This window comes from Hymenobacter caeli, from assembly GCF_013294115.1.
GTDB classification, from domain to species: domain Bacteria; phylum Bacteroidota; class Bacteroidia; order Cytophagales; family Hymenobacteraceae; genus Hymenobacter; species Hymenobacter caeli.
Window position 1 is genome coordinate 139,476 of the sequence record NZ_JABSNP010000010.1, and the last position, 11,977, is coordinate 151,452.

Genomic DNA, 11,977 nt, shown 5'->3' on the forward strand with positions numbered 1-11,977 from the left:
CGGGGCTCGTGGGTCAACGGCCGTTATTCAACGATGAGGCGCTTGCTGACGGTGCCGTCCGCCGTGAGCAGGCGCAGCGTGTACACGCCCTGCGCCACGCCGGGCAGCGCCAGCGCGTGGGCGGCCGTGCCGGCGGGCAGCGTGGCCCGCAGCACCGTCTGGCCCAGGGCGTTTACCAGCGTGGCCTCGGTGGCCTGGCGGGCCAGGGCGGCGGGCAGGCCCACCGACACCGTGCCGCGGGCCGGGTTCGGGAACACGCTCACCTGCTGGCTGATGGCGGCCGGGGCCGTGGCCAGCACGCCTTGCGTGGTGAGCAGCAGGCTGAAGCGCCCGGTGGCCGCCGCGCCGGCCACCACCTCAAACGCGTAGCTGGGCTGGGCGGCCAGGTCGGTGGCGGTGCCGGTGAGGGCGTCGCGCAGGTAGGCCTTCACGCCGGTGGGCAGGCGCAGCAGCTCGGCGGCGTTGAGGGTGTAGGAGCCGGCGGCGGCCCGCACTTGCAGGGGCACGGCCACGGCGGCGCTGCCCAGGGCCGGGCGGGCGTCGATGGAGAGCACGGCGCTGGTGGCCTCGGTGGCCAGGGCCATCGTGGCCCCGGCGGGGTTCAGCTTGTAAGCGTCGAGGGCGGCGTCGAAGCCCGGGGTGGCGGCGTCGTCGAAGTACACCACGGCTTCGTCGGCGCGGCCGGCGGCGTCGCGCAGGGCCAGGCGCACCAGCGGGGCGCTGCCGCTGCCGCGCTGGAAGGCGGGGCTGGCGTAGGCCGTGAGGCGGCCGGCGTTGGTGAAGGTGAGGGCCCCGGGGGTGCCGGGGGTGCTCACGCGGGCAAAGAAGCCCTGCATGGCGGCCAGGTTGTCGGTGCCGCCGTTGATGCCCGTGCCGTTCACGTAGCTGGCGTAGCTGCCCGCGTACTGGCCGCTCGACTTAAACACGTACACCGCGTTGTCGAGGCCGGTGGCCCCGTTGGCGTAGGTGGCGGTCCAGCTGATGGGCGAGGGGTAGGGGTTGCCCAGCAGCTGCCAGCCCGAGCTGGCCTGGGTGCCGCGGCTGAGGCCGGTGCGGGCTACGTTGCCGTTATTGAGCACGCCCACGAAGTCCACGGTCTGGGTGGCGGGGATGTTCACGGTGTAGCCCTGCCCGGGCACGAGGGCGTCGGTAAGGGCCCCGGGCGAGAAGAAACCCTTGTCGAAATCCTGCGGGGCGGCGTTGCCGCTGGTATTCACGCGGGTCTCGTCGTAGCCGTACACCGTGGGGAAGGGCGTGACCTGGCTGGGCACGGCGGCGGTGTTGTAATCCGGGTTCACTACCGGCGAGTAGCCGGCGGTGGCCAGGTCGGCCACCGTGGTGGCCTGCACCGGCGCGGCGTAGTGGCGGTAGCCGGGGCCCCCGTTGAGGCTGCCGTCGATGTAGCGCTGCACCGTCACGGGGCCGGTCACGACGGCCGCGCCGCTGTTCACCACGTGGGCCGAGCCGTTGGCGTCGGAGAGCAAGGTCAGCGACTGGCCGGTGGCGGTGAGGTTGCCGTTAAGCAGCAGCACGCGGCGCACCGCGGCGGGGCCCGCCAAGCTGGCGGGGACCGTGCCCACGGTCAGGTTCTGGAAGGCCGAGGTGCCGGTGCCGCCGATGACCTGGGCGGCGGTGCCGGCCAGGGCGATGGTGCCGGAGCCCGCGCCGAGCAGCGTGCCGCCGTTGTTGGTGAAGTTGCCGCCCACGGTCAGCGTCGAGCCGTCGTTGCTGGTCAGCGAAGCGCCGCTGGCCAGCACCACGTAGCGGGCCGCCTGGCTGCCGCTCACGGCGGGTTGGTTGGGCGTGCCGGCGTTGATAGTCACGTCGTCCACGTTGGTGGGCACGCGGTTAGGGGTCCAGTTGGCGGCCGTGGCCCAGTCGGTGCTGGCCGAGCCGTTCCAGGCCAGCGCCGTGCCCACGGCGATGAACGCCGTTAGGCCGCTCACGTTGCTGCCCAGGCCAATGCGGCCGGCCGATGCCGTGCTGCCAGTACCCAGGTCCACGGTGTACAGGTTGTCGAAGTTGGGTTGCCCGGCGGTACCGCCGGGGGCCACGGCCAGGAAACCGGCGTTGGTGGTGGTGCCGCGGGTGTTGAAAATATCAAAATCAGCCCCGTCGGCGCTGGTAGGCCCCCCGCCCATGGGCAGGGCCACCAGGGTGCCGTTGTTGGGCGGGTTCTGCTGGTAGAGCTGCCCGGCGACGGCGTCGTAGTCGTAGAGGACCGTGCTGTTGGCGTTGCTGCTGCTGTTGGTGTAAGCTGCCCCCGAAACTGCGGCTGGGCCGGGGTTGATGCTGCCATCGGTGGCCGCGATGCTGCCGTTGATGGGGTTGAGGCGATAATTGTTGCCGTTGGTGGCCACCACCCGGATGCGGTCCACGGTGGGGTTGAAGTCAAAGCCCACCCGGTCGGTAGCCGCGCCCAGCGCCAGCGGAATGGCCGGGCCCGCGGCCGTGAGGCCCCCGGTGGTCAGGCTCACGGCGTACACCGTGCCGGTGCCCGCTACCGCGTTGTAGCCCAGGGCGTAAAGCTGGCCGGTGGCGGGGCGGAAGTCGATGCCCACCACGGTTTCGCCAGCGGTGAGGCCGCCGCCGAAGTTCACCGCCGAGCGCACCACGCCGGGGTTGCCCGAGTCGAACGAAATCAGGTTGCCGCTGGCCACGGCGTACAGCAGTTGCCCGGTGAGGGCCGGCTGGGTGGGCGGGGCAATGGCCAGGGCGATGTCGCGGATGTCGAACGGGGTGACGACGCTCGCCGGCACCACGTTGCGCTTGTTGCTGGCCGTGCCGGTGGCCAGGTTCAGGTCGTACAGGTTGCTGCTCGACACGCCGCTGGCGTTGGGGCTGGTTACTTCCGTCAGGTAGGCCTCGTTGAGGCCGGTGCTGGCGTTGTAGTACACGTCCACGCCCACGGCGGCCGGGTCGCCGAAGGGGCCGCCGGCCAGCGTCACCTTATTGGAGTTAATGAGGGTGCCGTTGTTAGGTGGATTCTGCAACGACAGCAAGCCGTTGTTGGCCACGCTGCCGTCCGAGAGGCCCGTGCCGTTGCCGGGCGCGTCGATGGCGTAAAGCGCGGTGCTGGTGCTGCCGATGTACGAGTTGGTGTAGGCCACGGCCCCAATCAGCGGGTTTACGCCCGCCAGGGCGGGGTAATTTAGAGGCCCGTTCAGGGCGGCGTCGTCGAACGCCACAGCCCCGTTGTTGGGGTTGAGGCGGTAATTGGCCTTGGTGGTGCCTCCTTCCACGCGGATGCGGTCCACGGTGGGGTTGAAGTCAAAGCCAATGCGGGTAATCGTGGTGCCCAGGTTCAGCGTTGTGGCAGCCCCCACCGCGGTTACGGCCCCGGTAGCGGGGTTAAGCACGTAGAGCTGGGCGTTGGCCGCGGTCAGGCTGGGGTCGTAGCCCAGGGCGTAGAGCGTACCCGTGTTGGGGCGGTAGTCCATGCCCACCAGCGTCTGGCCCAGCGTCACGCCCGTCACGAGCACGCCCACGGCTCCCGACGAGGTAGGCACGGCTACACCCGTGGCCGGGTTAATTTGCACGATGCCCTGGGCGCCGGCCGCGGCCCCGCTGGGAAACAACGGGTTGCCGACGGCCACGGTCTGGCTCAGCGTGCCCAGGCCATAAAGCGTAGGCGTTTGGGCGAGGGCCGGGGTGGCGGCCAGCAGGCCCAGGCCGAGGCCCAGGGTGGCCAGCCAGGGGCGGGCGGTATGGTTACGCGACGGTAAATGCGGTACTACTGCTTCCATGAAAAAGAAAATGAAGGGTGGAGAAGAGGGGCCGGGAGCTGGCCCGGAGAAAATCCAATTGCGTTGGGTGGCGGGGCCGGGGCAATGGCCCCCCACCCGACGCGGCCGAACAGTTTAATTGCCTACGAAACTAAGCAATATCTGGATGTCTCCCCCAATCTTCATTATGATTTCATGTAACGAAAAACCTTATTTTATCAGGAAATTGCTATTTTATGGCATTTAAGTACCCGTGTTTCGCATCAACTACGGACGACTTTATAAAATTTTGCGCCGTACACGAACACGACGGCGTAGCAAATGATGGGCAGGTAGTAGGCGTGGGCCACGCTCTGGTTGGCCACCGCGCCCATCACGAAGCGCGGAAACAGGGCCGCGCCCACCACGCCCATCACGATGAACGACGAGGCCAGCTGCTTGTGCCGTCCCAGGTCCTTCAGCCCCAGGCTGTAAATAATCGGGAACATGACGCTGAAAAAGAAATTGAGTCCGATGAGGGCCCCGAACGACACCCAGCCCCAGTGCTGGGCCACCACGAGGCACAGGACCATGTTGGCCACGGCCGCGAAGGCCAGCAGCCGGTTGGGGGCGATGAACTGCATGAGGTAGGTGCCCAGGAAGCGGCCCAGCATCATGCCCACCAGGCTCAGCGAGAAAAAGTACGCCGCCACGTCGTTGGCCAGGTGCGGCAGGCCGGGCACCAGGCCCACGGTGCGGCCCAGCAGCGTGCCCACCTGCCAGAACCCGTGGATGGCCGGCCCCGGCTTCAGGGCCATGTAGTCGGTGCCGTAGTTGATGAAAAACGCCCAGGTGCCGCCCTGCGCCGCCGTGTTGAAGAGCTGCGCCACGCAGGCCCACACGAAGTGCGGGTGCTGGAACAGGCTTTTGTCGGCCGCCAGGTCGGTGGGCGCTTCGCCGGTTTCGGAGGTGGCCGTGCCGGGCGTGTGCTCGGCGTTGAGCGGGGGCACCTTCACGAAGGCAAACAGCAGCCCGATGCTGCCCACCACCGTGCCGATGATGGTGTAAAGCACCTTCACCGAGGACAAGTCGCCGGCCGCGTGGGTGCCGCGCAGCACGAAGTAGCCCCCGATGAGGGGCCCCGACACGGCCCCGATGCCGTTGATGGCGTGCGAAAAGGTAATGCGCCGGTCGGAGCTGGCCGGGTCGCCCAGGCCGTCCAGGAACGGGTGCGCCACGGCCTCCAGCGTGCCCAGGCCGCAGGCCAGCACGAACAAGGCCATGAGCAGCAGCGGGAACGAGGCGGCGCTGGCGGCCGGCACCATCAGGAAGGCCCCGGCGGCGTACAGGCCCAGGCCCAGGAGCACGCCTTTCTGGTAGCCGAAGCGCTTCATGAACCAGCCCGCGGGCAGGCCCATCACGAAGTAGGCCCCGAAGGTGGCGGCCTGCACGTAGGCCGAGTTGGCCTTGCTCACGTGTAGCACCTGCTGGAAGTGCTTGTTGAGGACGTCGGCCATCGTGACGCCCAGGCCCCAAAGCATGAACAGCGACACCACAAAGACAAGCGTGAGCAGGTAGCGCCGCTCGGTTAGGGGCGGGGCGGCGGCCGGGGCCGGAGGAGCGGTTGGAAGCACGGGGGAGGAAAAAGTCGGCAATAAAGAGAATTCCGGCCAGAACCGCCACCCGGCCATTAAGTTGCCGCCCGGCCCCCTAGCGCAGCTGCCAGCGCACGGCGAGGCCGGTGGCCCCGCCGTAGTACATCGGGGCCACGTGGAACGTGGAGCCCGTGGCGCCCGTGGCGGCCGCGCCCGGCCGGTGGCCCCAGCGGTAGCGGTGGGTGAGGTAGGCCAGGTGGGCCGAGAGGATGCCGAAGCCGGCCCCGGCCACCACGTCCGATTCCCAGTGCTTGTCGTTCACCATGCGCAGCACGGCCACGCTGCTGGCAATGGTGTAGGCCCCGATGCCGTACCACTGGCTTTTGTCGCGCAACTCGGTGTGCACGATGCTGGCCGCCAGAAACGCCTGCGCCGTGTGCCCCGACGGAAACGACTGGTTATTGGAGGCGTCGGGCCGCTCGATGCCGGTGGCGAACTTGGTGACGAACACCGACGAGAGCATGATGGCCTCGCCCTTGAGGATGACCAGGGCCAGGTTGGTGCGGTCATTTTTGCTCTCGACGCCGGCCAGCAGCACGCCGCCCAGCTCCAGGTAGGGCGCGTACTGCAAAAAGTCGTCGACGTGGGTGTGGCGGCCCGCGCCGAAGAGGTGGTTGATGTCGCTCTTGGCGTCGTAGGACGAATAAAACCCGTGCCCGTTGATCGTGCTGATGCCGTAGCCGATGAGCAGCGCCGGCACGATGGTGGCCTGGAAGCCCTTGCTCTGAAAAAAAGACTTTTTTTCGGCGGCCGCGCCCGTTACGGGGCGCTGGTACTTGTGCAGGGTATCGGCGGGGGCGGGGGCCGGCACCTGCTGGGCCCGGGCGGCGGTAAGCGGCCCGAGCAGCAGCAGCCCGACCCCGGCCTGCTTAACAAAAGCGGAAACGTTCATGCGAATCATAAAGTAAAACGTAAAACCGACCCCGCCCCGGCCGCCCAAACGGCGAAACCGGCCGCCGGGTTCAGGGGAGCAGCCCCAAAAAACGGGCGTAATTCTGAAGGAATTCGGCGCGCAAGCCGGCCCGGGGCCCTCACCGCCGCAGGTAGACGCCCAGCTCCGAGATGCTGGCGATGCCCAGCTGCCGGGCCTGCTGCCGCCGCATCAGCAGGCAGTAGGCGTTGTTGAAGCCCAGCGGGGCGCGCCAGGCCAGGCCGTAGCGGCGCTGAAATTCGGCCTGCACGTACTGGAACACCGCCGCCGGCCGCCCGCCCAGCGAGTCGAGCACCGCCGCCGAGGGCTGGAGCAGCACCTGCAAGCCGGTGCCGGTGTACTCGGGGTACAGGTCGATTTCGCCGCCGCGCAGCGCCTCGAAGCAGATGGTGGTGCCGCCGAGGCCGGTTTTGGTGGCCACGCCCAGGCCGGTGTTGCCGCGGATGAGGGCGGCGTACATCTCCACCAGAATGTACTGCTCGGCGAAAATCTTCGAGCCCAGGCGCACCACCGGGGCCCCGGGCGGCAGCGGGCGCGGCGCTTTCCAGAGGCCGGCGCGGCGCAGCCAGGCCAGGGCCACGGCCCGCGGCTCGCGGTGCAGGTAATCGACCTGGTAGTTTAGGTTCGTCATGGCCGAGTCGGAGAGCCGGCCGCTGAGCTGGTCGAGCACGGGGCCCAGCTCGGGGTGGGCGCGCAGCAGGGCGGGGCGCACCACGGGCGCGGCGAAGTAGGGCGGCAGGGCGTGGCGGTCGTCGCGCAGCACGCGCAGGCCGTAGGCCCGGATGCGCCCGTCGGTCGAGTAGCCGTCGATGACGTCCACGTTGGCGGCGCGGGCGGCCTCGTACACCAGCGCCGGGGCCAGCACCACGTTGGGCAGGTGCACGAGGCCGTAGGCGCGGGTGAGGCCCGGCAGGCAGTCGGCCCTTCCGATGAACTCCGGGCTGAAGCCCGCCCGCAGCCGGCCGCGGGCCTGGGGCAGCCAGTAGCCGGCGGCCAGCACCGACAGGGCCAGCAGCAGGGCCCCGCCCACCGCCCGCAGCCGCTGGGCCGAGAGCTTTTCCAGGGCCCCCAGGCCGGCGTCGAAGGCCAGGGCCAGGGCGGCGGCCGGAATGGCGCCGGCCAGAATCATCACCGGGTTGTTCAGGGCAATGCCGCCGAAGATGAACTCGCCCAGCCCGCCGGCCGCCACGTAGGCCGCCAGCGTGGCCACCCCCACGTTAATCACGGTGGCCGTGCGGATGCCGGCCATCAGCACGGGCAGGGCCAGGGGCAGCTCCACCCGCCGCAGAATCTGGCCGTCGGTGAAGCCCAGGCCCCGGGCGGCTTCCACCACGGCCGGCGGCACGCCTTGCACCCCGGCCACCGTGTTGCGGATGATGGGCAGCAGCGAGTACAGCAGCAGCGCCAGGATGGCCGGCCCCGCCCCGATGCCCATCACCGGAATCAGAAAGCCCAGCAGGGCGATGCTGGGCACGGTTTGCAGCACGCCGGCCGCGCCCAGCACCGCCGGGGCCCAGCGCGGCCGCCGCGTGAGCCACAGGCCCACGGGCACGCCCACGGCCACGCCCAGCAGCAGGGCCGCGGCCGTCAGGGCCACGTGCTGCAAGGTTTGCTGGCCCAGCTTGCCGGCCTGTTCGTGCCAAAAGGCAAAGAGTTCGGCAAGGATTTTCATGGGCGGAGAGGAGTGAATAGGTGAGTTGGTGAATGAGTGAGTGGTTGAATGGGTGAATGGAATGGGGTCGCACAGGGAATTGTCAGGCCGTCATGCTGAGCGCAGCCGAAGCATCTCTAACGCTCACTAACTATGATTACTGCCGCGGTAGAGATGCTTCGGCTGCGCTCAGCATGACGGCCTAACAATTTTCCAGACAGCCTCCATTCACTCATTCACCCACTCACCAATGCCTCCGCCGCCCAGCCGCTGCTGAAACGCCTCCAGGAACTGGCCCACGTGGTAGCCGTCGGCCAGGCCGTGGTGCACGTTCACGGCCACGGCCATGCGCAGGCCGGCGCCGTGCGCGTAGGCTTGGCCGAAGGAGAGCTTCGGGCAGCTGTCGGGGTGCTGGAAGCTGCGCGCGTGGGTGAGGCCCGTGAAGCGCGCCCACGGCACGGCCGAGCAGTGCAGCACGTCGGGCCGGCCGGTGCGCTCGGTCAGGTTGAGGCCCCGGGTGGCCTGCACGGCGGCAATTTCCAGCTGGGCCCCGGCCACGAAATCGGCCAGGTCCGGCTTTTGCTCGATGAAGGAAAAGCCGAACGTGTGGTCGGGCCGGCCGATGGTGGCCGAGGCGTGCACCCGGTCGTAGGCCACCACCTGGCCCGGCTCGATGCGGTGCCGGAACTCGGGCACCGCGTTGGCGGCCGCCAGGGCGTGGTGGAGGTAGTAGAGAAAAAACGACACCCCGAGGCGCCGGGCTTCGGCGCGGGCGGCGGTCACGTCCACGTCGGCCACCAGCCCGAAAAACGGTTCGTCAAACGTCGAAAAGAACTCAAAATGCTCGCGGCGGGGCCAGGTGGCCAGGTCAATGGGCTGCTTCATGGGGCGCAAGTTCGGTACTTTTGGGCCCTGACTGGCCCGTGGGGGCCGGTTTGCTTGCTCACGCTCCTTAGTTGTACATGCCCCGGCCCCAGCTCATTGCCTTCGACGCCGACGACACGCTCTGGCCCAACCAGCCGCACTTCGACCGCGTGGAAGCCCAGCTGGCGGAAATCCTGGCCCGGTGCGGCGCGGCCGACGCCATCGGGGCCCGGCTCTACGCGGTGCAGCGCGCCAACATGCACCTGTTCGGCTACGGCGCCAAATCGCTGATGCTGACCATGATCGAAACGGCTATCCAGCTCACCAACGGGGCCGTGACGGGCCGCGAAATCCAGCTGCTGCTCGACCTGGGCAAGCGCCTGCTCGACTTCCCCATCGAGCCGCTGCCCGGCGTGGTGGAAGTATTGGGCGAGCTGCGGCGGCGCGGCGAGCGGCTGATGGTGCTCACCAAGGGCGACCTGTTCGACCAGGAAAGCAAGCTGGCGCGCTCGGGCCTGGGCGATTTTTTCGACCACGTGGAGATTGTGAGCGAGAAGGACGAGGCCACCTACCGGCGCATCCTGGCGCGGCACGGCGTGGCCCCGGCCAATTTCCTGATGATTGGCAACTCGCTCAAGTCGGATATTTTGCCGGTGCTGGCCCTGGGGGCCCCCGCCATCCACGTGCCCTACCACACCACCTGGATCCACGAGGAAGTGCCCGCCGAGCGCCTGGCCGGCCTCAACTTCCACCGCGTCGAGGAGTTGGTGGACGTGCTGGCCTATTTGGACTAAGGGCGCGTTCTGGATTTTCTAAGAAAAGAAACCAGAACGTCATGCTCATCTGGCGTCCGCGCAGCCGAAGCATCTCTCCCGCAGCAGTAAATAATTACTTGCGCGGGAGAGATGCTTCGGCTGCGCGGACGCCAGATGAGCATGACGTGCTTTTAAACCCCCACCCGACCCCGGCCCGAACTACCCCAGCGCCCGCCCGAAGGCGGCCAGCAGCTGCCCCAGCGTGAGGGGCTGCGGGGCCCCGGCGATGCAGAGGTGGCCGGTGCCGGTGTCGCCCAGCAGCGCCACGGCGGCCTGCACGCTGGCGGTGGGGGGCAGCGTGGGGGCCCCGGCGGGCGCCGCCGGGCCGTCAAATTCTACGAAGGGCAGCACCTCGGCCAGCGTGGTCACGCGCATTTGCAGGGCCAGGCGCTCGGCCTGGAAGAAGCTGCGCACGAAGTCGTTGGCCGGGTGCTGCAATAATTCGCGCGGGGGCCCCAGCTGCTGGATTTTGCCATTGTTCAGCAGCATGATGCGGTCGGCCAGCTCGAAGGCCTCGGTCACGTCGTGGGTCACGAGCACCACGGTTTTGCGGCGCAGCTCGTCCAGCTCGCGGAAGTCGCGGCGCACGGCGGCGCGGGTGAGGGGGTCGAGGGCCCCGAAGGGCTCGTCGAGCAGCACCACGGGCGGGTCGGCGGCCAGGGCGCGGGCCAGGCCCACGCGCTGCTGCTGCCCGCCCGAGAGCTGCGCCGGCAGCATCCCGGCGAAGCGGGCCGCGGGCAGGTGCAGGCGCTCGAGCAGCGCGGTGGTGCGGGCGGTGGTTTCGGCGGGCGGGCGGCCCAGCAGCCCGGGCACCACGCCCACGTTCTGGGCCACGGTGTAGTGCGGCAGCAGCCCCACCTGCTGGATGACGTAGCCGATGCCGCGCCGCAGGGCCTCGGGGCCCTGCTGGCGCACGTCGCGCCCGTTGATTTCGATGGTGCCGCCGTCGGGCTCGATGAGGCGGTTGAGGGTTTTGAGGAGCGTGGTTTTGCCGCAGCCGCTGGGGCCCAGCAGCACCAGCGTTTCGCCGGCCGCCACCTCAAAGCTCAGGTCATCGACCACCGCCTGGGCCCCGTAGCGCTTGGTGAGGTGGGCAACGCGGATGACGGGCAGGGGCTGGGTAGCGGGCATGAAAGAATTGAACGGCGGCGGCCAAAGTACGTTAGAACGGTTCCAGCGGCCCAGCGAACGGTTTCGGTGGCCCAGCGAAGGGGATATTTGCAAAGCCTGCTGAGCATGACGTTCAGCGCGACGTTCTGGATTTCCTTACCTATCTATCCTATCCTAATTTAGGCCCGTTTCCAACTTTTTCCACCGCACACTTTCCCTCATGCACCAGCGCACCCTCGGCAAAACCGGCTTTTCCGTCTCTGAAATTGGCCTCGGTACCTGGCAGGTGGGCGGCAAGTGGGGCGAGCCCTTCAACGCCGCCACCGCCGACGCCATCCTGAACGCGGCGGCCGACGCCAGCGTCAACTTCATCGACACGGCCGACGTGTACGGCGACGGGGCCAGCGAGGCCGCCGTGGGCCGCCTGGTGCGGGCCCGGTCCGAGCGTATCTTCGTGGCCACCAAGTGCGGCCGCCGCCTCCAGCCCCACACCAACGCCGCCTACCAGCCCGCCGCCCTGCGCGGCTTCGTGGAGGACAGCCTGCGCAACCTGGGCCTCGACACGCTCGACCTGGTGCAGCTGCACTGCCCGCCCACCGACGTGTTCTACCGCCCCGAAATTTTCGAGCTGTTCGATAAGCTGCGCGAAGAAGGCAAAGTGCAAAACCTGGGCGTGAGCGTGGAGCGCGTGGAAGAAGGCCTCAAGGCCCTGGAATACCCCAACGTGGCTGCGCTGCAAGTTATCTTCAATATGTTCCGCCAGCGCCCGGCCGAGCTGCTTTTTAAGGAAGCGAAGCGCCGCGACGTGGGCCTCATCGTGCGGGTGCCGCTGGCCAGCGGCCTGCTCACGGGCAAGTTCGGGCCCCGGACGCAGTTCGGCCCCGACGACCACCGCCACTTCAACCGCGACGGCGCGGCCTTCGACAAGGGCGAAACCTTCGCCGGCGTGGACTACGCCACCGGCCTGGCCGCCGTGGACGAGCTAAAGGCCGTGTTTCCCGGCCCCGGGGCCCTGGCCGCCGCGGCCCTGCGCTGGGTGCTGATGTTCGACGCCGTGAGCTGCGTAATTCCGGGGGCCTCGCGCCCCGAGCAGCTCACCAGCAACCTGCACGCGGCCGACCTGCCGGCCCTCACGGCGGAGCAGATGGCGGCCGTGCGGGGCGTGTACGAGCGCCGCATCCGGCCGCTGGTGCACCAGCTGTGGTAGGCTTTGAGGAAGTTTTTAATTAAAAATTATGCATTAAAAA

The 11,977-nt window shown here is 68.6% G+C and carries 8 protein-coding genes; 2 read left to right on the forward strand and 6 right to left on the reverse strand.

Translation table 11 applies throughout. From position 1 onward, the window contains the following. Positions 1-23 precede the first annotated feature (23 nt). The 5 genes from HNP98_RS22235 to HNP98_RS12190 all read right to left on the reverse strand — a co-directional run bounded on the left by HNP98_RS22235 (position 24) and on the right by HNP98_RS12190 (position 8,826). The gene (locus HNP98_RS22235; RefSeq protein ID WP_173810343.1) at positions 24-3,746 is read right to left on the reverse strand and encodes a DUF4394 domain-containing protein; all 3,723 of its coding nucleotides are present in this window, start codon (positions 3,744-3,746) and stop codon (positions 24-26) included. Between the two features lie 242 nt (positions 3,747-3,988). Then, positions 3,989-5,338, reverse strand: coding sequence for an MFS transporter (locus HNP98_RS12175; protein WP_317171101.1), 1,350 nt, complete (start codon positions 5,336-5,338; stop codon positions 3,989-3,991). A 76-nt stretch (positions 5,339-5,414) separates the two neighbouring features. After that, a complete protein-coding gene (locus HNP98_RS12180) occupies positions 5,415-6,251 on the reverse strand; it encodes a phosphatase PAP2 family protein (protein ID WP_173810345.1) in 837 nt (278 codons plus the stop codon). 139 nt (positions 6,252-6,390) lie between these two features. Further along, on the reverse strand, positions 6,391-7,962 hold the full coding sequence (locus tag HNP98_RS12185; protein WP_173810346.1) for an ABC transporter permease/substrate-binding protein: 1,572 nt from the start codon (positions 7,960-7,962) through the stop codon (positions 6,391-6,393). 207 nt (positions 7,963-8,169) lie between these two features. Continuing rightward, positions 8,170-8,826 carry a CatA-like O-acetyltransferase gene (locus HNP98_RS12190; protein ID WP_173810347.1) on the reverse strand — a complete coding sequence of 219 codons (657 nt, stop codon included), beginning with the start codon at positions 8,824-8,826 and terminating at the stop codon, positions 8,170-8,172. A 77-nt stretch (positions 8,827-8,903) separates the two neighbouring features. On the opposite strand from HNP98_RS12190, the gene HNP98_RS12195 reads away from it, so the two are divergent. Further along, a complete protein-coding gene (locus HNP98_RS12195) occupies positions 8,904-9,599 on the forward strand; it encodes an HAD family hydrolase (RefSeq protein WP_173810348.1) in 696 nt (231 codons plus the stop codon). A gap of 180 nt (positions 9,600-9,779) precedes the next feature. Here the strand turns inward: HNP98_RS12195 and HNP98_RS12200 are convergent, their stop codons facing one another. Beyond that, positions 9,780-10,751, reverse strand: a complete 972-nt coding sequence (locus HNP98_RS12200; protein WP_173810349.1) for an ABC transporter ATP-binding protein — start codon at positions 10,749-10,751, stop codon at positions 9,780-9,782. 199 nt (positions 10,752-10,950) lie between these two features. Between HNP98_RS12200 and HNP98_RS12205 the strand changes: the two genes are divergently transcribed. Then, positions 10,951-11,937 (forward strand): aldo/keto reductase, encoded by a 987-nt coding sequence (locus HNP98_RS12205; RefSeq protein WP_173810350.1) that lies wholly within the window; start codon positions 10,951-10,953, stop codon positions 11,935-11,937. Positions 11,938-11,977 lie beyond the last annotated feature (40 nt).